Source organism: Actinomadura spongiicola (genome assembly GCF_003432485.1).
GTDB classification, from domain to species: domain Bacteria; phylum Actinomycetota; class Actinomycetes; order Streptosporangiales; family Streptosporangiaceae; genus Spirillospora; species Spirillospora spongiicola.
This window is the reverse complement of record NZ_QVNQ01000012.1, coordinates 73,954-97,464: the sequence shown is the minus strand read 5'-3', so window position 1 is coordinate 97,464 and position 23,511 is coordinate 73,954. Positions and strand designations below refer to the sequence as shown.

Below are 23,511 nucleotides of genomic sequence, written 5' to 3'. Positions count from 1 at the left end.
GTAGGCCGCGATCACCCGGACGGGCCCCGAGCACACGCTCGGGGCCCTCGGCCTGTCAGGTCGCCGGAGGCGTGAACACGCCGAAACGGTTACCCGCCGGGTCTTCCAGGTAGGCGAACGTGAGGCCGTTGCCCGTGGTCACCGTCGGCATGGCGACCTTTCCGCCGTGCTTCTCCGTCTGCGCGCAGGCCGCGTCGACGTCCTCGACCAGTACCAAGAACATCGCGTGGTTCTCGGACGGGTCCGCGCTGTAGGCGATACCGCCGGCCGGCTCCCCGGCCCCCGGGTAGCTGATCAGGTCGTAGCCGTCGTCGTCCGGGTTCACCGCGAACTTCCAGCCGAACATGTCGCCGTAGAACCGCCGCGCCTTCTCCGGCGCGTCGGCACCGACCTGGAACCACGTGACGGTGTTGAACGCGGGAACTGTCATGGCCCTCTCCTCTGCTGCTCAATCGGTACGCGACCAGCATCGGCCCGCTCCGCGACAGCCCCCTGTCGGCATTTCTCAGACGAATTCGAGAGGGCGCACCACGAATTCGCACGGGGGCTGGGCCAGCTCCTCGTAGCTGCGTTCGGGCGCGGGCTCGTCCAGCAGCGCGGCCCGTCGAACGCGGTCGATGCGGAAGACACGGGCCTCACCGCGGAGACGGCACCAGCCGATCAGGTACCACCACAGCGACACGGCCGTGAACGCGACGGGTTCGACGTCGCGTTGGGTCTCCACGCCGTCCGCGGCGACGTAGTGGAGCCGGACGACCCGCCGGGCCGACATCGCCTCCTCCAACACGGCGGGCACGGACGCGGGCTCGCCCCCGCCGGCCGGCGTCAGGAACCGGACGCGCTCGGCCAGCTCCCGCGCCGACGCGCTGTCGTCCGCCGACATCGCCGCGACGATCTTGTGCAGGGCGGTGCGGGCGGCCCGCGAGTACGGCGAGCCGCCCGCCCGCGCCAGCGTGATCGCGACGGCCACCGCCTCGGCGGGCGTGAAGTTCAGCGGCGGCAACGTCCGGCTCCTGTCGAGGGTGTATCCGCCGCCGCGCCCCACATCGGCGAAGATCGGCACCCCGGCCTGCTGCAACGCGCCGATGTCACGCTCGATCGTCCGAACGCTCACCTCGTACCGCGCGGCCAACTCCCGCGCGCTGACCCGCCGCGGCGCACACGCGCGCAACTCCTCCACCAGGGCGTACAACCGGTCGGTGCGATTCACCCGCCGACCGTACGCCCCACCTGCGACATTCAAGACTCGACGGTCAGAGCTTGGAGTGGGACCAGGTGGTGAGGGGGGCTGCGGGGAGGGTGTTGACGATCTGGGTGGCGGGGACGGCGCAGCGGGCGGCTCGTTCGCAGCCGAAAGGTTGCCAGTCGAGTTGGCCGGGGGCGTGGGCGTCGGAGTCGATGGCGAAGCGGCAGCCCGCCTCGACGGCGAGGCGGAGGAGGCGTTTGGGCGGGTCGAGGCGTTCCGGGCGTGAGTTGATCTCGACGGCGACGTCGTAGGCGGCGCAGGCGTCGAAGACGAGGGCGGCGTCGAACTGGGACTCGGGGCGCAGGCCGCCGCGTTTGCCGCCCGCCTTGACGATGCGTCCGGTGCAGTGGCCGAGGACGTTGACGCGGGGGTTGGCGATGGCCGCGACCATGCGCTCCGTCATCGCGACGCGGTCCATGCGGAGGTTGGAGTGGACGCTGGCGACGACGATGTCGAGGCGTTCGAGGAGGGCGGGGTCCTGGTCGAGGGAGCCGTCGTCCAGGATGTCGACCTCGATGCCGGTGAGGACGCGGAACGGCGCGAGGGTCTCGTTGAGTTCGGCGACGACGTCGAGCTGGCGGCGGAGGCGGTCGGCGCTCAGGCCGTTCGCGACCTTGAGGCGCGGTGAATGGTCGGTGAGGGCGATGTACTCGTGGCCGAGGGCGCGCGCCGTCTCCGCCATCTCCCTGATGGGGGAACCGCCGTCCGACCAGTCGCTGTGGGTGTGCAGGTCGCCCTTCAGGGCGGCGCGGAGGGCGGCGGTGGCCTCGTCCACGGGCTCGCCCTCGGTGGCCTCCAGGCGGCGCAGGTAGACGGGGGTCTCGCCGCGCAGGGCCTCCTCGATCACGAGGGCGGTGACCTTGCCGATGCCGGGGAGGGCGGTCAGCGTGCCCGCGCGGGCGCGGGCGGCGAGTTCGTCGGCGGGCGTCCGATCGACGAGGTCGGCGGCCGCGCGGAAAGCGCGGACACGGTAGGTCGGCTCGTGAGCGCGTTCCAACAGGAACGCGATGCGGCGCAGGGCTTCGACGGGCTCCACGCCTCGCACCGTACCCGCGGGCTCGGACGGCCTGTCCAAGTGACACCCGGCTGACCTCGGGCCGGGCCATCACCGGCGTGATGGCACCCTGGGGAGGTGGACACCGCGAGCGAGACCGAGATACGTGAGCAGACGACCCAGCGCCTGGAGAAGGCCATGGGGACGTTCGGCACCGCGGCGCTGAACCGCATGGAGGAGCAGCTCCCCTGGTTCCGGCGCATGCCCGCCGACCAGCGCTCCTGGATCGGTCTCGTCGCCCAGGCGGGCATCGCCGCGTTCGTCGAATGGTTCAAGAACAACGAGCGGACCCGCCCGGCCATCGCCGGTGAGGTGTTCGGCACCGCGCCCCGCGACCTGCTCCGCGCCATCAAGCTCCAGCACACCATCGACATGGTGCGCGTCATCATCGACGTGGTCGAGACCCGGCTGGACGAGCTGGCCGCGCCCGGCGGCGAGGCGCAGCTCCGCGAGGCGATCCTCCGCTACACCAGGGACGTCGCGTTCGGCGCCGCGCAGGTGTACGCGCGTGCCGCCGAGACCCGCGCCGCCTGGGACGCGCGGCTGGAGGCCCTCGTCGTCAACGCGGTGCTGCGCGGCGAGGTCGACGACGGGATGCACTCGTGGGCCGCCGCGCTCGGCTGGACGTCCAAGCCCGTCACCGTCGTCGCCGGGTTCACCCCGGAGGACGAGGAGCCCGAGGTCACCATCGACCAGATGCAGCTCGCCGGGCGCCGTGCCAGGTCCGACGTGCTGGCGGGCGTGCAGGGGCACCGTGTCATCGTCATCGTCGGCGGCGACGCCGACCCGATGGAGGCGGCCCGTCCGATCGCCGCCAAGTGCGGGCCGGGGCCGGTGGTCGTCGGCCCCCGCGTCGGCGACCTCTACGACTCGACCCGCTCCGCCCACGCCGCCGTCGCCGGGCTCCGCGCCGCCGCGGGCTGGCCGGACGCGCCGCGTCCCGTCCACGCGACGGAGCTGCTGCCCGAACGGGCGCTGGACGGTGACGACGAGGCGCGCCGCTATCTGGTCGACAACGTCTACAACCCGATGCTCGCCGCGGGCGCCCCGCTCCTCGACACGCTCACCACCTACCTCGAACAGGGCTCCTCGCTGGAGGCCACCGCGCGGCTGCTGTTCGTCCACCCCAACACGGTCCGGTACCGGCTGCGGCGCGTCAGCGAGTTGACCGGCCTCGCCCCCACCGACGGCCGCAACGCTTTCACCCTCCGTATCGCGCTCGTCCTCGGCCGTTTCCAAAAACGCTGATGACCTTGAGGTTGTAGGGGTCGTACAAAGGGGTCCGACCAAAGTTCGTGCCGATCCGCATCGTGAGGGATGGGGCGATCGCGGCAGGCTGGACGCTGTGATCCTCCTCGCATCGCCCGGCCAGGGCGCTCAGACCCCCGGCTTTCTGCAGCCATGGCTAGAGATACCCGGCGTCGCCGATCGTCTGGCGTGGTGGTCCGCCGTGACCGGGCTCGACCTGGTCCGGTACGGGACGGTCGCGGACGCCGAGGAGATCCGTGACACCGCGGTGGCGCAGCCGCTGCTGGTCGCCGCCGCGATCGCCGGCCACGAGGCCCTCTACGACGGTGTCGACGGCGTTCCGGACGTGGTGGCCGGGCACAGCGTCGGGGAGCTGGCCGCCGCCGCGATCGCCGGGGTCCTGTCGCCGGAGACGGCGCTGGTCCTCGTCCGGGAGCGGGGACGCGCGATGGCCGACGCCGCCGCCGTCACCGAGACCGGGATGACGGCGGTGCTCGGCGGCGACCCCGACGAGGTCCTCGCCTCCATCGACAAGCACGGGCTCACCGCCGCCAACGTCAACGGCGCCGGTCAGATCGTCGCCGCCGGGACGGTGCGGAACCTCGCCGAGTTCGCGGACGAACCACCTTCGAAGGCGCGGCTGCGCTCGCTGTCGGTCGCCGGGGCGTTCCACACCGAGCACATGGCGCCCGCCGTCGACGCGCTCCGCCGCGTCACGTCCGGCGCGCCCGTCGCCGACCCGCGCACGCGGCTGCTGCAGAACCGCGACGGCGCCGTCGTCGAGTCCGGGCAGGACTTCGTGACGCGGCTCGTCGAGCAGGTCAGCGCGCCCGTCCGCTGGGACCTGTGCATGGCCACCATGCGCGACCTCGGCGTCACCGCGATCATCGAGTTGCCGCCCGGGGGGACGCTCACCGGCCTCGCCCGCCGCGAGCTGCCGGGCGTCGAGCGCGTCGCCCTCAAGACCCCCGACGATCTCGACAAGGCCCGCGAGCTGATCAAGGCGCACGCCTCATGAGCGGCGGGCTGCAGATCCCCGACGCGCGGGCCGGGGCCCGGGTCCTGGCGTTCGGCGACTACCGGCCGGCGCGGATCGTCACCAACGACGAGATCGCGCGGACCGTCGACACCGACGACGAATGGATCCGCACCCGCGTCGGCATCGCCGAGCGCCGAATCGCGGGCGACGACGAGGGCATCGTCGAACTGGGCGTGCACGCGGGCGGCAAGGCCCTCGCGGGCAGCGGCCTCGACCCGTCCGACATCGACCTGGTGATCCTCGCGACCTGCTCGGCGGAGTCGCCGATGCCGGGCTACGCCCCGCAGGTCGCGCACCGCCTCGGCATCGACGCGCCCGGCGCCTTCGACCTGAACGCCGCGTGCGCCGGGTTCTGTTACGCGCTGGCCACCGCCAGTGCGGCCGTCCGCGCCGGGAACGCCCGCAACGTGCTGGTCGTCGGCGCGGAGAAGATGTCCCAGTGGATCGACTGGACGGACCGCTCGACCTGCATCATCTTCGCGGACGGAGCGGGCGCCGCGGTCGTCGCGGGAAGCGACTCCCCCGGCATCGGCCCGGTCGTCTGGGGCAGTGCCGGCGACAAATACGACAAGATCATCATTGAGGACCGGCACTCGTTCATCCGGCAGGAGGGGCAGTCGGTCTTCCGCTGGGCGACCACGGCCATCGCCCCGGTCGCGGCGCAGGCGTGCGAACGCGCCGGGATCAAGCCCGAGGAGCTCGCCGCCGTCGTCCCCCACCAGGCCAACCTGCGGATCATCGAGGCGATCGCCCGCAGGCTGAAGGCCGTCAACGCGGTCGTGGCCGACGACATCGTCCAGTCCGGCAACACCTCCGGGGCCTCCATCCCCCTGGCCCTGTCCCGCATGATCGAACGCGGCGACGTGCCGTCCGGCGCACCGGCCCTGCTGGTCGGGTTCGGCGCCGGGCTGTCCTACGCTGCCCAAGTCATCCAGATCCCGTAGGCCGTCACGCCTTCTCACAGGCTCTGGACCAACCACCGAAGGAGAAACGCAGACCATGGCAGAAGTCGCCACCGAACAGCAGATCCTGGACGGCCTCGCGGAGATCATCGATGAAATCGTCGGCATCGACAAGGCCGAGGTGACCCCGGAGAAGAACTTCATCGACGACCTCGACATCGACTCGCTGTCGATGGTGGAGATCGCCGTCGCCGCCCAGGACCAGTTCGGCGTCGAAATTCCCGACGACGAGCTGCGCAACCTGAAGACGGTCAAGGACGTCGTGGACTACGTCCAGAAGGCCCCCGCCAAGAGCTGAACGACACGGGGCGGGCGCGCCGCGGGTTCCGGACGGGAACCCCGCGGCGCGCCCGGTCCCATCCCCTCTCCAGCCCGCAAGGAGCAGCCACCATGAGCAAGAGCCAGACCAGAGTCGTCGTGACGGGTCTCGGTGCAACGACCCCACTCGGCGGAGACGTGCCGTCGACCTGGTCCGCCCTGCTCGCCGGAGAGTCCGGGGTACGGAGACTGGACTGGGACGACGTCGAGAACCTGCCGGTCCGGTTCGCCGCCACGCTGAAGGTGCAACCGGACACGGTCCTGCCCAAACAGTCGCTGCGCCGCCTCGACCGCAACCAGGCGATCGCGCTGGTCGCCGCGCGGGAGGCCTGGACGGACGCCGGGTTCGCGCCGTCCACCGGCGGGAAACCCCAGAAGGGCATGGACAAGGCCGGTGTCGAGGGCGGTTTCGTGGTGGACCGCGATCGGCTCGGGGTCGTGGTGTCCAGCGGCATCGGTGGCCTGCACACCGCGCTGAACAGCTACGACGTGTACAAGGAGAAGGGTTGGGCGCGTGTGTCCCCCTTCACCGTCCCGATGCTGATGCCGAACGGGGCGGCCGGGCACGTCGGGATCGAGTTCGGCGCGACGGCCGGCTCACACGCCCTGGTCAGCGCGTGCGCGTCCAGCGGTGAGGCCGTCGGCTACGCCATCGACATGATCCGGACGGGCCGCGCCGACGTGATCATCTGCGGCGGCACGGAGGCGTGCATCCACCCGTTGCAGATGGCGTCGTTCGGCTCCATGCGCGCCCTGTCGACCCGCAACGAGGAGCCGGAGCGCGCGTCCCGGCCCTACGACAAGAACCGGGACGGGTTCGTCCTCGGTGAGGGCGCGGCGGTGATGATCCTGGAATCGGAGGAGCACGCCCGGGCCCGTGGCGCGCGGGTCTACGGCATCGCGTCAGGCGCGGGCTACTCCAACGACGCGTTCGACATCGTGCTGCCCGAGCCGACCGGCTCCGGGCAGGCCAAGGCGATGCAGCGGGCCCTCGCCGACGCCGGGCTCGAACCGTCCGACATCATCCACATCAACGCGCACGCCACCTCGACGCCCGCCGGTGACGTCGCCGAACTCGCCTCGACCAAGGCCGGGCTCGGCGAGGAGGCCGCGAGCAAGGTGGTCATCACCGCCACCAAGTCGATGACCGGACATCTGCTCGGCGGCGCCGGCGCCCTGGAGTCGATCTTCACGATCCTGGCGCTGAAGGAGGGCCTCGTCCCGTTCGTCGCCAACCTGGAGGACCTCGACGACGAGGTCGACCTGGACATCGTGCGCGACGAGCCGCGCAAGCTCCCCGACGGCCCGGCCGCGGCGCTCAGCAACTCGTTCGGCTTCGGCGGCCACAACGTGTCGGTCGTCTTCGAACGCGCCCTCTGACCTCCACCCACCCGAAGGGCCCGACGAGCACGGCACCTCGCTCGCCGGGCCCTTTCGCACCCGCCTGCGCCCTCAATGACGAACGCCACCACCGTTCACCCACTCTGACGCGGAGCGCACGCGCCCCACGACCGTTCAACACCGTCACGCTGACGCACGTGCCCCACGAGCGTTTCGGTCTCCAGACGGACACGGACCGGCGTGGGCCCTCGCTCGCCGCGCTGTCTCTCGCCTGGCGACGGCTCGGCATCGGGTGCCGTCACCGCTCAACACCGTCATGCCGACGCGCTCCAGGAGCGGTTGTGGCCCGGGGACGGGGACGGCCCGGCGAGCGGATGCTCGCCGGGCCGTTTCGCTGTGCGGCGGCGGCCTCGGTGTGGGGGTGTGGCCGCCGCTCAGCTGCCGTGCCGGGGATACCCCGGGCGGGGCGCGCACGTTGCGGGGCGGGCACGCACCGAGGGGCCGGCGTCAGCCGGTCACCGGGCTCACACGGCGGCGTGCAGCCAGCGGACGGGGGCGCCGTCGCCCGCCCGGCGGAAGGGCTCGAGCTCGTTGTCCCAGGGGGTGCCGAGCAGGCGGTCCAGCTCGTGCTCCAGGGTGGTCTTGCCGACGGCGGCGTTCGCCATGACGGACCGGAGCCGGTCCTCGGGGACCATGATGTCGCCGTTGGCACCGATCACGCCCGAGAACACCCCGAGGGACGGGGTGAAGCTGAAACGGACGCCGTCGGTGCCCGGCGTGGGATCCTCGGTGGCCTCGAAGCGCACCAGCTTCCACGTTCGCAGCGCCGAGGTGATGCCCGCGGCGGTACCCGGCCTCCCCTCCCAATGAAGCTCGGCGCGCAGCGTTCCCGGCGCGGCCGCCTGATCGGTCCATTCAAGGGAAACGGGCACACCTAGAACACCTGCGGCGGCCCACTCGATGTGCGGGCTCAGCGCAGGCGGCGCGGAGTGGACGTAGAAAACGCCACGTGCGGTCACCGGACCTCCTGGATCTGTACCGAGGCTCGTCTTCCCCTACGGCCTCGTACGTCCCAAGTCGGCGTCCGCGTCCCTCATTGTGCATCATCGGCACGTGTCGCACCACTGTGAGTTCACGGATTATCGAACGCTTGACCACAGGATGCACACCGTTCACCGGGCCTGCCCGTCCAAGCCTAGGGCCTCGTGAGGGGACGCGCGGCGAAACCCGCGCATGGGGACGGCCGCCTCCGGCCGTTCCGCCACGTCCGATTCCGATCACAAAGTGTCGTCGATCGTGCACGATGTGTGCGGGGCCGGGCAGGTGACGAAAGCGAGGACGGATGTTCGACCAACAGGCGCGGCTGGAGCGGATCCTGGCGCGGCATCCCGACGCGGTCGTGGTGGAGCCGGTGCCGGGACGCCCGGCGCTGATCCGGCGCGACGAGCTTCTGGTCGCCGGGCCGGACGCCGGCGCCGCCGAGACGCTCGTGCGGCGCTGGTACGACTCGCGGCACGACGAGTGCGGTGTCACGCGGTTGCGGCTGCGCACCCGGGCGAAGGTGGACGTGTGCGGGCTCGCCGCCGATCTCGGCGCGGAGCGGAGGTCCCGGCGGCTGAGCGTGTCGCCGAACCATCTCGTCCACGGGCAGCCGATGTGGTGGAGCGGTCCCGCGGACCTGCCGCGTCCGGCCCCGCCGCTGCCCGCCCCCGAGGCCGGGGCGGCGCCGCGCCGGGACGTGACGGTCGCGGTCCTCGACACCGGCCTGTCGCCGCACCCCTGGTACGCCGGCACCGACTGGTACGAGGAACAACGCGCGGAGGTGGAGGAGGTCCTGGACGCCGACCTGGACTTCGAACTGGACGCGCAGGCCGGTCACGGCACGTTCGTCGCTGGCGTGGTGCTGCGGCACGCGCCGTCGGCGCGGTTGCGGGCGCGCCGCGTCATCGGCGGCGACGGGGTCGGCGACGAACTGGCGGTGATCCGGGCGCTGGAGTGGCTCGCCGGGCTGGGCGACGTCGACGTGGTCAACCTCTCGCTCGGCTGCCACACCTACGACGATCGTCCGTCGCCGCTACTGGCGCGGGCGATGGCGGCGCTCGGCCGCCGCACCGTCGTGGTGGCGTGCGCGGGGAACGCGGCGACGGACCGTCCGTTCTGGCCGGCCGCGATGAAGCCCGTCATCGGCGTCGCGGCGCTGGACGGCGATGACCGCGCCGCGTTCTCCAATCACGGCTGGTGGGTGGACGCGTGCGCGCAGGGCGTGGACGTCGTCAGCGCGTTCGTGCGGTTCGACGGGACGCGCCCGCCCGTGCGCGGCGTCGATCCCGACCTGTTCGAGGGCTACGCCACCTGGAGCGGGACGTCGTTCGCGACGCCGGCCGTCGCGGGCCGGATCGCCGGGCTCGCGGCGGCGGAGGGCATCGACGCGGTGACCGCCGCCGACCGCGTCCTGGATCCGGCGGGGCGCCCCGTGCTACCGGGCCTCGGCGTGGTCGTGGCCTCGTGAGCACGGCACGGTCGCGAACTGGCGACCGTCCACGCGGAGTGACCGTTCTATGCCTTAGGGTGAACGTCAGCGGGGGGCCTCGGGAGGAGACTTCGGTGGCCCATAAGGACGACGGTACGGGCGAGCTGGTGGTCCGGGCGCGCGACGGCGACGGCGCCGCGTGGGCCCGGCTCGTGGAGCGGTACAGCGGGTTGCTGTGGTCGATCGCACGCTCGCACGACTTGAACGACGCCGATTCCGGCGACGTGGTGCAGACCACGTGGCTGCGGTTGGTCGAACGGATCGGCGGGCTGCGCGATCCGTCGGCCGCCGGATGCTGGCTGGCCACGACCGCGCGGCGCGAGAGCCTGCGCCTGGTGCGCCTGCGTGGACGCGACCTGCCGGTGGTGCCCGCGCCGCGCGCTCCGGAGGCGCCCCCCGAGCGGGTGGTGATCGGCCGGGAACGCGTCGGCCGGGTCGGCGCGGCGCTGGGCGCGCTGCCGCGGCGGTGCCGGACGTTGCTGCGGCTGTTCGCGGTCGTGTCGAGCCAGGCCGAGCTGGCCGCCGCGCTCGGCATCCCGGTCGGCAGCGTCGGACCGACCCGGGCCCGGTGCCTGGACGCGCTGAGGAGGCTCGTCCAGTGACCGACGACGAGCTGCTGGCGGGCGTCCGCGAGGCGTTCACCGTGTTGGACCCGGTGCCGGCGGACGTGCTGGCGGCGGCCCGCGCGTCGATCGCGTGGCTGGCGCCGTCCGCGACGCTGGCGGAGTTGGAACGCGACCGGTCGGCGCGGGCGGCGGCCGGGGTCCGCGGCGCGGCGAACCGCGTGCTGACGTTCGCGTCCCCGGACGGTTCGGTGGAGATCGAGGTGTCGGAGAACGGCCGGGACCGGGAGTTGATGGGGCGGCTCGTCCCGTCGATGCCCGCCCTAGTCGAGGTCCGGCACCGTGACCTGCCGCCGGAGGGGATCACGACGCGTGCGGAGCCCGCCGGGCTGTTCTGCGTGCCGCGCGTGCCCGAGGGCCTGGTGAGTCTCGCCTTCCGGTTGGACGACGGCACGACGATCGTCACCAGCTGGATCCGGCTGTGACGGCCGGGTTCCTCCGGTGGGGGCGCCACCGGAGGAACCGTCCCAAGGGGGTGGAGGGCCCGTTCGACGAGCGCGCCCTCCTTCACCTCGCCGCGGTCGACCCGGCCACCGCCTTCGCGCGGGCGAGCGCCCTCCTCGACGAGGGCGGCGGGGTGCTCGCGCTGCGGGTGGCCGGGCTCGCCGCGAAGGAGCTGGGGAGACTCGACGAGGGTGTGGCGTTCCTCCAGCGCGCACTGGCCCGGTCGGACGGTTACACGGCGGCCCAGGTGCGCATGAACCTCGTCGGGCTGCTCACGGCCCGTGGCGACGTCGCCGGGGCGCTGGCCCACGCGACGGAGGCGGAGACCGTGCTGGACGGCGCGGACGCCGACCGTCTCGCGGCCAACAAGGCGTGCGCACTGGCGAGGGCCGGACGCCTGGACGAGGCGCACACCGTGGCCGCGCAGGCGTTGCCGCGCCTGCGACAGGGCCATGACCCGGCCGCGCTCAACGGGCTCCTCACCAACCTGGGGCTCGCGCGTGCGTTACGCGGCGACCTCGCCGGTGCGGAGTCGGCGCTGGAGGAGGCGGTCGCCGTCGGCGAGGCGGCGGGGCTGCGTCACCAGACGGCGATGTCCAGGGGGAATCTCGCGTTCGCGGTGTCGCGCCGTGGGGACGTCCCGCGAGCGCTACGGCTCTTCGTCGAGGCCGAGAGGCACCTGAGCGGTGAACGCCTGGCGCAGTGCCGGCTCGATCAGGCGGAGACCCTCATCATGGCGGGGCTGCCGGGCGAGGCGCGTCCCGTCCTGATCGCGGCCCTGGACGCGGCGACGGCGAACGGCTACCGATGCGACATGGCGGACGGTTTCCTTCTGCTCGCCCACGCCGAACTGGCCGCCGGGTATCCCGAGCAGTGCACCGACGCCGCCGAACGCGCACGGGCGGCGTTCGCCGAACAGGAACGCACCGGTTGGGTGCCGCTGGCCGAGCATGTGCTGCTCCGGGCCCGGTGGGAGTCCGGTGAACGCTCGGCGGTGCTGCTGCGCTCCGCCGTGGCCACGGCCGATCGGCTGAGCGCCGGCGGCTGGACGGACGCCGCCGACGAGGCCCGGATCGTCGCCGCGCGGGTGGCGCTGTCCCTGGGCCGCCCGGCCGGGCACCTGCTGTCGCCGGTCGGGCGGCGGCGCGGCCCGGCGTCCGCGCGGATCGCCGCCTGGCACGCCGTCGCCCTCGAACGCGCCGCACGCGCCGACCGGGCCGGCGCCCTGGCCGCGGTCAGGGCGGGCCTGCGGGTGACCGAGGAGCACGCGGAGGCGCTCGACGCGCTGGACCTGCGGGCCCGCGCGTCGGGACTCGCCACCGAACTGGCCGGGCTCGGCCTCGAACTTGCCCGATCGGCGCGGGAACTGCTCGCCGTCGAGGAGCGGCGGCGGGCGATCGCGCGGCCCGCCCGCGTCCGTCCGCCGAAGGACCCCGAGCGCGCGGCGGCGCTGACCGCGCTCCGCGCCCTCAGCGCCGAGCACACGGCGGGCACGGCCCGGGGCGGCGCATCGGCGGCGCCGCCCCGGGACCTGGCCGGTCTGGAGGCCGAGATCCGGTCCCGGACGCGCGGCCGCCCGGCGGGCGCCGCGCCGCCGCGGCCCGCCGGCCTCTCCCGCGTCGCCGCCGCGCTCGGTGAGCGTGCGCTCATCGAGATGATCGCGGTCGGCTCGGATCTGCATGCCGTGACCGTCGTCGGCGGCACGCCGCGCCGCCACCGCCTCGGCTCGTACGAGGCCGCCGCCCGGGAGACCGGCCTGGTCCGCTACGCCACGCGCCGCCTCGCCGAGGGCGACGACCCGCGGGCGCTGTCGGCCCTCGACGACACCGCCGTCCGCCTCGACGACCGCCTGCTCGCTCCGCTGCGGGCCGACCTCGGCGACCGGGACCTCGTCATCGCCCCGGCCGGTGTGCTGCACGCGCTGCCCTGGGCGGCGCTGCCGTCGCTGGCCGGGCGGGCGTTCACGATCGTCCCGTCCGCCGGGGCCTGGCTGCACGCCCGCGCCACCGCACCCGCGGACGGGCACACCGTCCTGGTCGCGGGCCCTGGGCTCCGGCACACCGAACGCGAGATCGCCGCCCTGCGTGTGCTGCACCCGGGCGCCGTCGTCCTGGACGGCCCGGACGCCCGCGCGGACACCGTCCTGGACGCCCTGGACGGCGCGGACCTCGCCCACATCGCCGCCCACGGCGAGTTCCGGCAGGGCAACGCCCTGTTCTCCCGGCTGCGCCTCGCCGACGGGCATCTGACGGTGCACGACCTGGACGAGCTGACCGTGCCGCCGCGCCTGATCGTCCTGTCCGCCTGCGACATCGGCCGCGCCGACGAGGGCGACGCCGTGCTCGGCATGGCCAGTGTCCTCCTCGCCCTCGGCGCCGCCACGGTGATCGCCAGCGTGACGCCCGTCCAGGACGCGGCCACACCGGAGTTCATGTCCGCGTTCCACACCGCGCTGGCCGCCGGACACGACCCGGCCCGCGCACTGGCCTCCGTCCCGCGCCCTCCGGGCGTCCTCGGGCTCCTGTGCATGGGCGCGGGCTGAGGCACCGGCCCACGCGAACGCGGCCCGTCAGTCGTCGCCGGTGGCGACCGGGTTGGACGGGTCCGTCACCCAGTTCGACCAGGAGCCGACGTAGAGGGCGGCGGGAATTCCGGCGAGGTGGAGGGCGAGGATCTCGTGGGCGGCGGTCACCCCGGAGCCGCAGTAGGCGCCGACGTCGACCGCGTCCGTCACACCGAGCTTGGCGAAGCGTTCGCGCAGCAGCTCGCTCGGCAGGAACCGGCCGTCCACGCCGACGTTGCCCGACGTGGGCGCGTTGCGGGCGCCCGGGATGTGACCGGCGACGGGGTCGACGGGCTCCTGGTCGCCGCGGTACCGCTCGGCGGCGCGGGCGTCGAGCAGGACCCCGGCCGTGGCGAGTTCGGCGGCGCCCTCGGCGTCCAGAACGGGGAGACGGCCCGGGTTGGCGATGAAGTCGCCCGGCTTGACCTCCGGGTCGTCGTCGCTCACCGGACGGCCCGCCTCAGTCCACGCGCGGTACCCGCCGTCCAGGACCCGGACCCTGTCGTGCCCGAAGTACCGCAGCGACCACCAGACGCGCGCAGCGGCCGTGGAGTCGGCGTCGTCGTAGACGACGACGAGACCGTCCTGCGACACCCCGGCGCGGCGCATGGCCGACTCGAAGGCGACGGGGTCGGGCAGCGGATGGCGGCCGCCGGGCCCCGGCGGCCCGGCCACGTCCCGGTCGAGGTCGACGAACACGGCGCCGGGCAGGTGCCCTCTGCGGTAGGACTCGATCCCCGGGGGACCGGCCAGATGCCATCGGACGTCGAGGAGGACCACGGGCTTCTGCCGCCGGAGCAGAGAGTCCAGCGCGAGCACTTCGATGAGAGGGTGCACACGGTCAGTTTGACCGTCGTTGCCCCGATTAGGGAGGGGCGAATCCTGTTTCATCTCGGGCACCTTCCCTCTCAGGGTCGGGACGTGGTCAGCAGCGGGACGAGTTGTTCCGCCGATACGAGGGAACCGTGCATGCCGACCATCCGGTTCAGCCACGGTTCCCGTTCGGTCGCGACGATCGCGAGATCGGTGTGCGGGACGGCGATCACGTCACCGACGCGTTCCCGCATCCCGGGTCCTAGCGGCCCGAACCAGCCGTTCGCGACGGCCTCCTCGCGGGAGACGACCCACGCGCGGTCGCCGAGCCGGGCCGTCCAGGCGGCGAGGACGTCGGCGTGGGCGCCGGGCTCGCTGTAGACGTACCGGGCGCGGGCGTCGCCGCCGAGGAGCGCGACGCCGTCCCGCAGTTCGGGCACGGCGTCGACGTCGACGCGTTCCGTCGGGTCGACCATGCCGTGGTCGGCGGTCACGTGGAGGGCCGACCCGGCGGGCAGGACGGCCGCGATCTCCTGGACGAGCATGTCCATGAACCGCAGTTGGTGCCGCCAGTCGGCGGAGCCGGTCCCGAACCGGTGCCCGGTCGCGTCGAGGTCGGCGTGGTACACGGTGACGAACGAGCGGTCGCCCTGGCGGAGGGCCAGTTCGGTGCGTCCGACGAGCTGCCCGAGGCTCTGCGCGGCGACGTACCGGGAGCCGCGCGCCGTGGCGCGGCTGAGCGCGGTGCCGCTGTACTGGCGAAGCGCGACATAAGCGGTCTCGACACCAGCCGCCGCGGCCCGCTCGTACACGGTCGGAACGGGCTGGAACTCCTCCGGAACGACGGAGCCGTCCTGCCAGCGCAGGCAGTTCAGCAGCCTGCCGGTACCGGGGATCGCGACCTGGACGCCGAGCAGCCCGTGCTCGCCGGGCGGCGCGCCGGTGCCGAGCGAGCCGAGGCTGCTGACCGTCGTCGCCGGGAATCCGGACGTGATCGGGCCGCCGCCCATCGCGTTCAGGAAGGGCGCCTCGTCCGGGTGCGCCTTCAGCTGCTCCCAGCCGAGCCCGTCGATCAGCAGGACGCAGACGCGCGGCACGGGCGGCAGGCCGAGGACGTTCACCGCGCCGGGGACGCCCAGGGACGCCAGCACCGAGGGCGGCAGATCCGCGAGCGCGCCCTCCCCGTACCGTGGCACAGGCGGCTCGGGACGGCCGCCGGGAGCCGCCGCGATCACCGGAGGATCATCGGGGGGTCGCGTCATCGGGCGGTCGCGGCGGACAGTTCCTCGGCGAACGCCAGCACCTGCCCGACGGCGTCCGCGCCGTCGGCGGCCTCGCTGACCCGCAGGGACAGGTCGTCGGCGGTGACGCTGCCCGTGTAGCCGTGGTCGGCCTCGCAGTTCTCGTCGCCGCACGTCGCGGGCTCAAGGTCGATGTGGGCGATGGCGCCCCAGCCGATGGTCAGCACGACCTCCGTCGGCGGCACCCCCGGCACGTACGACGCCGGGTCCGGGACGACCCGCGTCACCGCGACCGACTGGACGCGTTCCAGCTTGACGGCCTCGGTGGTGGTGGACGCGTGCGGTTGGGCCATGCCCTCGCCGGGCGGGTGCTCGTCGGTGTGGCACACCAGCAGCCGGCTCGCCGACAGCACCAGCACCGTCACGTGCCGCCGCACCTCCATGGCGGGGTCGAACGTCGCCTCGTGGTGGACCACGTAGGCCACGACGGGCTCGTCCCCGATGGCCGACTCGACCGCGTCCGCGACCAGGTCCGGGTAGTAACCGCTGCGCTCGATCGCCGTGCGCAGACCGCCGGCGGTCGCTCGGGTTTCCCTCATGGCCCCATCCTGCCCTGTCCGGGGGCGGACGCGCACATGGCCGCCCATCGGACCGTGATCGACGCTAGCGCGGGCGCATCGCGGGTACGGGATCGACATGGACGAGAAGCCGCTTCCCAAGCCGCCGCCGGTGCCGCCCCCGACACCGGACCCCGCGCCGCCCCCGGGGCCGCTGGTCCCGCCCACCGACCCGGCGCCCGGTCCGTCCCCGGGCCCCGCGCCGCAGCCCCCTGGCCCCGTGCCGCCTGGCCCGTCCCCCGAACCGGTCCCGCCCGGACCGCCGCCGGAGCCCACCCCACCGGGGCCTGCGCCCGACCCGTCCCCGCCGACGCCCGTCCCTGACCCGGTCCCGCCGGGCCCGGAACCCGACCCGATCCCGCCGACCCCGGAACCCGCCCCACCGGGCCCGCCCGGACCACCGCGCTGAACAACCCAATCGCGCCCAGCACATCACCACGGACGGGAACCGGAACCCCGGTGATCCCGGCGCCCCATCCGCCACGCCGCCCCTCGCACAAACGGTCAGCCAGCACGCCATCGTGGACGAAGAGAGGAAAGCCGGTGATCCCCGGCGTGGCAGGAGGACGACGGCCGCCGTGTCGGCTCTTGGAACCGCGCGGTCGCTGGCGGTACGGCGCTCAGGGCCGGTGATCCCGGCGCGGTGGGAGGGGAACGGGCGCCGCGCGGACGTGTCGCCCGCCGCACCCGCTCCTCGGGGCCGCGGGGGCGCTGTCACTGACGTCCGTGGCAGACGGCCGGCGCGGGCGGTCGCGGGTGGGTCAGGAGAGTCGGCGTGGCTCCAGTTCGGGTCGTGGGCCCACTGGTCTGTCCAGGGTCAAGGTCGCGTGCCGGACGGTGACGCCCGACGCGTCCGCCATGACCGGGCTCAGTTCGAGCCGCGCCACCTCGGGCAGGTCGTAGCCGAGGCGGGACGCGCGGAGCAGCAACTCCTCCAGGGCCGCGAGGTTCACCGGCTCCGCGCCGCGATGCCCGAGCAGCAGCGGCGCCGTGCGGATGGCGCGGATCATCTCCGCGGCGTCCACGTCCGCGAGCGGCGACAGGCGGTGGGCGCGGTCGTCGAGCAGTGCCGCGATCTCGTCGGCGACGCCGAAGGAGACGACCGCGCCGAACGACGGGTCCTCCCTGATCAGGACGCGGACCGGGACGCCGCCCGTGGCCCCGTCCCCGGCGACCTCGACGCCGTAGCACGCCAGCAGCTCGGCCGCCTGCCCCGCCGTGGCCTCGACCGGACCGTCCGTGCCTCCCGGGCCGAGCCAGCCGGCGACGAGCGTCCTGGCCCGGTCACGGTCCACTCCGTCGAGTTCCGGTACGCGACCCGTGGGACGCCGCCGCCACCGCGCGTACCTGATCACGTACGCCAGCGCCCGGACGGCGTCCTCCGGCGAGGGGTAGGACGGCACCGACCCCTCCGCCGCCGTTCCGTCCGGACCGGTGACGCGCAGGTCGACCGGCATGCCCTCCGTGCCGAGGTACGTCGCCACGACCGGCTTGCCGGCCGTGGACGCCAGCCGCACGATCCGCTCCGGGACGCGCACGTCGTAGCCCCCGATCGTCGGGGGCGTGAACAGCGCCACCACCGCGTCGACCGACTCGTCGTCCAACGCGGACGCGAGCGCCGCCTCGTAGTCGTCGGCGTCCGCCCGGGGGCCGAGGTCGACGCGCGGCCGGACGTCGAGGCCGAGCGCCACGGCCTCGTCCTGCGCCAGCAGTCCCAGCGAGTTCGAGTTGTCGATGATCGCGATGCGGTCGCCCGTCGGAAGCGGCTGGTAGGCCAGTATCTGGGCGACGTCGAACAGCTCCGACAGGTCCTCGACCCGGATCACTCCGGCCTGCTCGAACAGGGCGCTGACCGCATGGTCGGGCAGTGTCAGCGCGCGTGCGGCGTGCCCGAGCGGGACGCCCTGCGTGCTGCGCCCGCTCTTGACCGCCACGATCGGTTTGCGGCGGCCGAGCCTGCGCGCCAGCCGCGCGAACTTGCGGGGGTTGCCGAGCGACTCCAGATACAGCAGGACGGCCTTGGTCGCCGGATCCTCCTCCCAGTACTGCATGAGGTCGTTGCCCGACACGTCGGCCCGGTTCCCGGCGGAGACGAACGTGGACAGGCCGAGGCCGCGTTCGGCCGTCCGCTGGAGGATCGCGATTCCCAGCGCGCCCGACTGGGAGAAGAACCCGACGGGCCCCCGTCCCGGCATCGTCGGCGCCAGGGTCGCGTTCAGCCGTACGTCCCCGTCCGTGTTGGCGATTCCCAGGCAGTTCGGGCCGACCACGCGCATCCCGTAGGCGCGAGCGAGCCGCACCAGCTCTTCCTGCCGGGCGCGGCCGTCGTCCCCGATCTCTCCGAACCCGGACGACACGACGATCAGGCCGCGCACGCCCTTGCCCGCGCACTCCTGGACGACCTCGTGGACGGCGTCGGCCCGCACGGCGACGACCGCGAGGTCCACGTCGTCCGGGATCTCCAGGACGGACTGGTAGGCGCGCACGCCCGCCACCGCCACCGCCGTGGGGTGCACCGGGTAGACGGGGCCGGTGAAGTCTCCGGACAGCAGGTTCCGCAGCACGGTCTGCCCGACGCTGTGCTCGGCCCGGCTCGCCCCGATCACGGCGACCGACCGGGGGAACAGCAGCCGCTGGATCGACCGCGACTCGGCCCGGTGCTCCCGGGCCGCCATGACCTCCATCGACGTCTCGGTCGGCTCCAGGTCCAGGACGAGTTCGATCACGCCCTCCTCGAACCGTTGCTCCGCCCGGTATCCCGCCTCCCGGAACACCCGCGTCATCCGGCGGTTGTCGGGCAGGACGCTCGCGACGAACCGGCGCACCCCCCGCTCCCGGGCGGCCGCGGCGATGTGCTCCAGCAGCACCGGCCCCAGCCCGCGGCCCTGGTGCGCGTCCTCCACCAGGAACGCCACCTCCGCCGTCTCCAACCGATCATTGAGCCGGTCATAGCGGACGACTGCCACCATTTCCGTGCCAATCGTGGCAATCAACGCGACTCGCCGGTCATGGTCGACGGTCGTGAAGTGTTCGACATCACGATCCGACAGTCGCGGGCGCGGCGAGAAGAACCTGTAGTAGATCGTTTCGGGCGACAGCCGCGCGTGGAAGTCGCGCAGGAGCTCGGCGTCCGCGGGCCGGATGGGGCGCAGATGCGCCGTTCCGCCGTCGCTGAGGACGACGTCGGCCTCCCATTGATCCGGGTAACGCTCGGTCACGTACCCGAGAGTAAGGCACGGACGCTCCGCCCTCGCGAGAGGAAAATCCGGGCTTCCTCGGGGATCGCTGCGCGTTCGAGACCTAATCGGGGCTCCGGAGCTGTTACGGTCGAGCACACGCCCAGAATTGCCGCTCGCGCGGGCCGTGTTGATCGAGGTGATGACTCCATGACGCGCGTGGTCGTGGTCGGCGATCTCATGACAGACACCGTGGCGCGTGCCGCCTTTCCTCTCGCCAAGGGAAGCGACACGCCCGCCGCCGTGACGATCCACGGGGGCGGCTCGGGCGCCAACGTGGCCGCCTGGCTCGCCGTGGAAGGGGTCGACGTCGCCTTCGTCGGCCGACGTGGTTCCGACATCGCGGGCCGCAACCGGGACATGGAGCTGATGGGGTACGGCGTCGACGCCCGCCTCGTCATGGACCACGAGCGTCCCACCGGCACCTGCGTGGTGATGGTCACCCACAAGGGCGACCGGACGATGCTGTCCGACCCCGGGGCCAACGCGGCGCTCCTCCCCGAGGACATCGAGCGCTGCAAGGACCTGTTCTCGCACGGGACGCACCTGCACCTGTCCGGCTACGCCCTGATCAACGAGGGCTCCCGCAAGGCGGCCATCCACACCCTCGATCTCGCCCGCAAGGCGCAGATGTCGGTGTCGGTGGACGGCGGCTCGTCCTCGCCGCTGAAGCGGATGGGCGCCGAGCCCTTCCTGGAGTGGACGCAGGGCGCCCGCCTTCTCGTGGTCAACGCCAAGGAGGCCGAGATCCTCACCGGCCGCGACACCCCCGCGCAGGCCGCCAAGGTCCTCACCGCCTGGTACCCGCAGGTCGTCATCAAGAGCGGCGCCGACGGTGCCCTCTGGTACACCAACGGCCGTCCCGAGCCCGTCACCGTCGCCGCCGAGCCCGTCGAGAAGATCGTCGACGGCACCGGCGCGGGCGACGCGTTCGTCGCGGGCTTCCTTCCGCCCTGGCTGGACGGGAAGCAGCCGGCCGACGCCCTCACCGCGGGCTGCCGCCTGGCCGCCCGTGCCATGCAGCACCTGGGCGCCCGCCCCACCCTCGACGTCGTCGACAACCAGATCAAGTAACACCGTCCGTCGACGGTGAGTTCGACGGCGCCCAGGTCGGTCGTCGGTCCTGGTGGCGTCGGCGATGTCGGTCCGACGGCGAGTCCGACGGCGACACCCGGCCCGGGTCCCCCTGCCCCTCCTGGCCGGACGGGACCCGCGGATCGGGGCCTCGCCGCGATCTCCGGCAGGCTCGCCCCGCTGGTCTGCGGCCTGTTCGTGCTCCGACTCGGCGACGTCCGCGACGACCTGCCGCGCCCGGGACCGGAGGTCGCCACCAGATCACCGTCCGCCATGGCCGGTAGCTCACGGTCGAAGTCAAACGCCTTGGACGACGGCACTCGTTGGAGGGCGGTGGTGCGGCCGTCGAGTGTGGGGGCCCGCCCAGGTCGCGGGCGTTCGCCGCCTGGCCGACGAGACGGGCATGATCCGTCCGGGACGCGCGGCATGTGGATCGCCACCGTCGCCGGCATCGACTGGCCAACGAGGTGGCCGCCGAGTGAGCGGTCCTGCTGAGAACCGGCCTTGGAACGGTCCACGTTGCTGATGGTCATCGGTTTCAGCCTGGCCCGCCCCATCAGCGAACGGGTAGCGAAGACCCGCCCCCGACCTGACCGGCTCGACCCGCGGTACTGCACGGCCGAGCAGTACTACAGCGCGCAACAGGTGCCGTCCGGCCGGACGAGGTTCAGGAGAGCGACCGGCGCAGCACCAGCAGCGCGACGTCGTCCTCGGCCGGCAGTCGGCCGACGAGCGCGCTCATGACCGCGGCCCCGACCGCCTCGGGCGGCCCGGCGTACACGGAGTCGCACAACCGGGAGATCCCGCTGTCGATCTCGCTGTCGCGGCGCTCCACCAGACCGTCGGTGTAGAGGCACAGCACGGCGCCCGGCGGGAAGTCGATGACGGCGGTGTGGCGGGCGACGTCCTCGCCGAGACCGATCAGCACGTCGGACTTCATGTCGACCGTCTGCGCCGACCGGCCCGGCACCGCCAGGATCGGCGGCAGGTGCCCCGCCGAGGACAGCCGGACCCGGTCCGGCGTGGCGTCGCACACCGCGTACAGGGCGGTCGCGGTCACCTCGGGCTCGAAATGCCGGAACTTGCGGTCGAGCTTGCCCAGCACCTCGGCCGGGTCATCGCTGTCCAGCGAGTAGGCCCGCAGGACGCTGCGCATCCGTCCCATCACGACGGCGGCCGGCAGCCCGTGCCCGACGACATCGCCCATGACGACGCCCGTCTCGCCCGAGGGAAGCGCGAACACGTCGTACCAGTCGCCGCCGACGTCGGCCTTGCCGGGACGGTACCGGGCGGACACCTCGATGCCCGGAACGCTCGACGGCACGGACGGCACCAGGCTGCGTTGCAGTTCCCGGGCCCCGGCGCGTTCCGCCCGGTTGTGCAGGGACTGCACGGCCATCGCCGCCTGCCCAGCCGCGAGTTGGAGGAATTCGACTTCCTCCGAGGTGAACCGGCGTTCGCGGACCGTTCCGACGTGCAGAACACCCACGAGCGTGCCCGAGGCGAGAAGCGGAACACCGAGCAGGGAACGCAGGCCCCGCTGAACCAGGAGGGGGTTGTACACCTCGTCGGCGGTGACGTGTGGGAGGGAGACCGGCCGTCGCTCGGCGGCGACGCGCCCGGCGAAACCCTCTCCCACCGGAACGTGGGACGCCTGGGCGACCTCTTCCTCGATACCCCTTGCCACGGTCGCCACGAGGTACTGTGCCTGGCGGTCGAGCAGCAGCACGACGGCGGTGTCCACGTCCAGCACCTGCTGGACGCGTTCCAGCAGGGTGTCGAGGAACTTGTCGACGTCCATGTCCACGAACGATTCGTCGGTGATCGCTCGGATGTTCTCTAGCCTGCGCAGGACGTCCACCAAGGTGCCGCCGGATGGTTTGCTCACTTAACGACTCTATGCGCCATGTGTGCCGGTTAGAACCGGTTGGCGTACTTGAGATCGCTAACGAGCGTACAGTCACACGTCAAATCGCCTCAGCGGAACCGGCTCAGGCGAGCGGTGTGTAGGTGCGAACGTCCTCCTTCACCGCGGCCCACAGGCGGTTCAGCGGGTGGGTGGCGTCATAGCGTTCGAGGTCGGCGCGGCGGACGAAGGCGCCGGTCATGAGCTCGGCCCTGGGCTCCAGATCGTCGTGCAGGGCGATCGTGCGGAGCGGAACGGCGTCCGGATCGTCCTGCGCGGCCATCCCACGTCCGATCGACCCGGTGACGATCATGCAGCCGCGGACGAACCCGGAGCGCAGCAGCGACAGCCCGTAGTGCACGTCGTCGATGTCGGCGACCACCGAGAGCCGTTCCCGGAAGTTCGGCCCGTACCAGGTGGCGAGCAGGTCGGCCACCAGCCCGGCGGGCGGCACCACCAGCGGCACCCCGCCGAGACGGCTGGTCTCGACCGGAGTGCTCGGCAGTTCGGCCTCCGGCAGGTTGGTGAGCAGCAGTGCCTGCCCCCGGGCGTACTCGATGACCTCGTACTCCTTCAGACGCAGGTCGCCCTCGGGCGTGCTGACGATGCTGCCGCAGATCAGATCGACCTGCCGGGTCTCCAGCCGCGACCACAGATCCTTGGTCCGGACGTGGGCGACCTTGAACTCCACCTCGCGCTGCCGGAACTCCTCCGAGACCCGGTCCCACGCCCGCGACACGATCGGCAACGTGAACTCGGTGGTTCCGACGGTGAGCATCCTGCCGAGACGGCGCCGACTCCAGTGGATCGACTCCAGCCATTTCTCGAACGTCGTCCGCGCCAACTCGACCGTGGTCTCGCCGGTCGGCGTGAAGAGGTAGTCCTTGCCGCGTCCCTGCCGGACGGTCAGCACCTCGCCGCACAGCGTCTGGCTGTTGCGGTTCAGGGTGTCGAGCTGCTTCTGGACGCTCGACTGCTCGCGCCCCATGACCCGGGCGGCCCGCAGCGCGGACCCCGTCTCGCGCACGACCAGCAGCGTGCGCAGCTGGTCGAACGTCATGTCCAACAGCCCGGACGGGCAGTCGAGGAGTGCGTCGAGGTTCGAGGACACGGAAGGGGACCCTACTACCTGCTCCGGAGCCCGCCGAAAATGGCCGAACGGTCACTTTGACGGGAAGTGATGACATTTCCCGTTCAACTTATCTCAAGATGTTCTGCCAAACAACTGGACAGAGTTTTCTAATCTCTAGAACACT

At 72.8% G+C, this 23,511-nt stretch carries 19 protein-coding genes and 1 pseudogene; 10 read left to right on the top strand and 10 right to left on the bottom strand.

Annotation, left to right across the window (positions count from 1 at the left end; translation table 11 throughout):
- Positions 1–55: 55 nt before the first annotated feature.
- The 3 genes from D0T12_RS30705 to D0T12_RS30695 all read right to left on the bottom strand — a co-directional run bounded on the left by D0T12_RS30705 (position 56) and on the right by D0T12_RS30695 (position 2,282).
- Positions 56–430: a VOC family protein gene (locus tag D0T12_RS30705; RefSeq protein ID WP_117404057.1), complete on the bottom strand. Its 375-nt coding sequence runs from the start codon at positions 428–430 to the stop codon at positions 56–58.
- Positions 431–505: 75 nt separating this feature from the next.
- Positions 506–1,210 (bottom strand): helix-turn-helix transcriptional regulator, encoded by a 705-nt coding sequence (locus tag D0T12_RS30700; RefSeq protein ID WP_117404055.1) that lies wholly within the window; start codon positions 1,208–1,210, stop codon positions 506–508.
- 43 nt (positions 1,211–1,253) lie between these two features.
- Positions 1,254–2,282 (bottom strand): PHP domain-containing protein, encoded by a 1,029-nt coding sequence (locus D0T12_RS30695; protein WP_199487798.1) that lies wholly within the window; start codon positions 2,280–2,282, stop codon positions 1,254–1,256.
- A gap of 96 nt (positions 2,283–2,378) precedes the next feature.
- On the opposite strand from D0T12_RS30695, the gene D0T12_RS30690 reads away from it, so the two are divergent.
- The 5 genes and pseudogenes from D0T12_RS30690 to D0T12_RS30670 all read left to right on the top strand — a co-directional run bounded on the left by D0T12_RS30690 (position 2,379) and on the right by D0T12_RS30670 (position 7,247).
- The gene (locus D0T12_RS30690; protein WP_199487797.1) at positions 2,379–3,548 is read left to right on the top strand and encodes a PucR family transcriptional regulator; all 1,170 of its coding nucleotides are present in this window, start codon (positions 2,379–2,381) and stop codon (positions 3,546–3,548) included.
- Positions 3,549–3,576: 28 nt separating this feature from the next.
- Positions 3,577–4,566, top strand: a pseudogene (locus tag D0T12_RS30685) (ACP S-malonyltransferase); the annotation flags it as partial.
- Positions 4,563–5,531 (top strand): beta-ketoacyl-ACP synthase III, encoded by a 969-nt coding sequence (locus tag D0T12_RS30680; protein WP_117404050.1) that lies wholly within the window; start codon positions 4,563–4,565, stop codon positions 5,529–5,531. The pseudogene D0T12_RS30685 and the gene D0T12_RS30680, both read left to right, overlap by 4 nt.
- A 55-nt stretch (positions 5,532–5,586) precedes the next feature.
- Positions 5,587–5,847 (top strand): acyl carrier protein, encoded by a 261-nt coding sequence (locus D0T12_RS30675; protein WP_117404048.1) that lies wholly within the window; start codon positions 5,587–5,589, stop codon positions 5,845–5,847.
- Between the two features lie 92 nt (positions 5,848–5,939).
- Entirely contained in the window at positions 5,940–7,247 is a 1,308-nt protein-coding gene (locus D0T12_RS30670) for a beta-ketoacyl-[acyl-carrier-protein] synthase family protein (RefSeq protein WP_117404046.1), read from the top strand.
- Positions 7,248–7,732: 485 nt separating this feature from the next.
- Here the strand turns inward: D0T12_RS30670 and D0T12_RS30665 are convergent, their stop codons facing one another.
- The gene (locus tag D0T12_RS30665; protein WP_117404044.1) at positions 7,733–8,227 is read right to left on the bottom strand and encodes a DUF3145 domain-containing protein; all 495 of its coding nucleotides are present in this window, start codon (positions 8,225–8,227) and stop codon (positions 7,733–7,735) included.
- Between the two features lie 323 nt (positions 8,228–8,550).
- Between D0T12_RS30665 and D0T12_RS30660 the strand changes: the two genes are divergently transcribed.
- The 4 genes from D0T12_RS30660 to D0T12_RS30645 all read left to right on the top strand — a co-directional run bounded on the left by D0T12_RS30660 (position 8,551) and on the right by D0T12_RS30645 (position 13,347).
- Positions 8,551–9,717 (top strand): S8 family peptidase, encoded by a 1,167-nt coding sequence (locus D0T12_RS30660; protein WP_117404042.1) that lies wholly within the window; start codon positions 8,551–8,553, stop codon positions 9,715–9,717.
- A gap of 95 nt (positions 9,718–9,812) precedes the next feature.
- On the top strand, positions 9,813–10,340 hold the full coding sequence (locus tag D0T12_RS30655; protein ID WP_117404041.1) for an RNA polymerase sigma factor: 528 nt from the start codon (positions 9,813–9,815) through the stop codon (positions 10,338–10,340).
- Complete coding sequence (locus tag D0T12_RS30650; protein ID WP_117404040.1) at positions 10,337–10,786, top strand: hypothetical protein; 450 nt, start codon at positions 10,337–10,339, stop codon at positions 10,784–10,786. Before D0T12_RS30655 ends, D0T12_RS30650 begins: the two co-directional genes overlap by 4 nt.
- Before the next feature lie 50 nt (positions 10,787–10,836).
- On the top strand, positions 10,837–13,347 hold the full coding sequence (locus D0T12_RS30645) for a CHAT domain-containing protein (protein WP_233526384.1): 2,511 nt from the start codon (positions 10,837–10,839) through the stop codon (positions 13,345–13,347).
- 27 nt (positions 13,348–13,374) lie between these two features.
- Here D0T12_RS30645 and D0T12_RS30640 read toward each other — a convergent pair whose 3' ends face one another.
- The 4 genes from D0T12_RS30640 to D0T12_RS30620 form a co-directional block, all read right to left on the bottom strand.
- Complete coding sequence (locus tag D0T12_RS30640; protein WP_233526383.1) at positions 13,375–14,205, bottom strand: sulfurtransferase; 831 nt, start codon at positions 14,203–14,205, stop codon at positions 13,375–13,377.
- A gap of 71 nt (positions 14,206–14,276) precedes the next feature.
- On the bottom strand, positions 14,277–15,413 hold the full coding sequence (locus tag D0T12_RS30635) for an alkaline phosphatase family protein (RefSeq protein ID WP_407642132.1): 1,137 nt from the start codon (positions 15,411–15,413) through the stop codon (positions 14,277–14,279).
- 26 nt (positions 15,414–15,439) lie between these two features.
- Positions 15,440–16,021, bottom strand: a complete 582-nt coding sequence (locus D0T12_RS30630) for a DUF5998 family protein (protein WP_117404037.1) — start codon at positions 16,019–16,021, stop codon at positions 15,440–15,442.
- Between the two features lie 779 nt (positions 16,022–16,800).
- A complete protein-coding gene (locus D0T12_RS30620; protein ID WP_117404036.1) occupies positions 16,801–19,257 on the bottom strand; it encodes a bifunctional acetate--CoA ligase family protein/GNAT family N-acetyltransferase in 2,457 nt (818 codons plus the stop codon).
- Positions 19,258–19,425: 168 nt separating this feature from the next.
- Here D0T12_RS30620 and D0T12_RS30615 point away from each other — a divergent pair, with 168 nt between their 5' ends.
- A complete protein-coding gene (locus D0T12_RS30615; protein ID WP_117404035.1) occupies positions 19,426–20,349 on the top strand; it encodes a carbohydrate kinase family protein in 924 nt (307 codons plus the stop codon).
- Between the two features lie 667 nt (positions 20,350–21,016).
- On the opposite strand, the gene D0T12_RS30610 is transcribed toward D0T12_RS30615, so the two are convergent.
- Together D0T12_RS30610 and D0T12_RS30605 are read right to left on the bottom strand one after the other, a co-directional pair.
- A complete protein-coding gene (locus D0T12_RS30610) occupies positions 21,017–22,237 on the bottom strand; it encodes a PP2C family protein-serine/threonine phosphatase (RefSeq protein WP_199487796.1) in 1,221 nt (406 codons plus the stop codon).
- 103 nt (positions 22,238–22,340) lie between these two features.
- Complete coding sequence (locus D0T12_RS30605; RefSeq protein WP_199487795.1) at positions 22,341–23,366, bottom strand: LysR family transcriptional regulator; 1,026 nt, start codon at positions 23,364–23,366, stop codon at positions 22,341–22,343.
- Positions 23,367–23,511: the final 145 nt, after the last annotated feature.

What these genes read in the sequence shown, in the direction of transcription:
- D0T12_RS30705 (WP_117404057.1), bottom strand. Translation starts at nt 430, where the DNA reads ATGACAGTTCCCGCGTTCAACACCGTCACGTGGTTCCAGGTCGGTGCC.
- D0T12_RS30680 (WP_117404050.1), top strand. Translation starts at nt 4,563, where the DNA reads ATGAGCGGCGGGCTGCAGATCCCCGACGCGCGGGCCGGGGCCCGGGTC.
- D0T12_RS30675 (WP_117404048.1), top strand. Translation starts at nt 5,587, where the DNA reads ATGGCAGAAGTCGCCACCGAACAGCAGATCCTGGACGGCCTCGCGGAG.
- D0T12_RS30670 (WP_117404046.1), top strand. Translation starts at nt 5,940, where the DNA reads ATGAGCAAGAGCCAGACCAGAGTCGTCGTGACGGGTCTCGGTGCAACG.
- D0T12_RS30660 (WP_117404042.1), top strand. Translation starts at nt 8,551, where the DNA reads ATGTTCGACCAACAGGCGCGGCTGGAGCGGATCCTGGCGCGGCATCCC.
- D0T12_RS30630 (WP_117404037.1), bottom strand. Translation starts at nt 16,021, where the DNA reads ATGAGGGAAACCCGAGCGACCGCCGGCGGTCTGCGCACGGCGATCGAG.
- D0T12_RS30615 (WP_117404035.1), top strand. Translation starts at nt 19,426, where the DNA reads ATGACGCGCGTGGTCGTGGTCGGCGATCTCATGACAGACACCGTGGCG.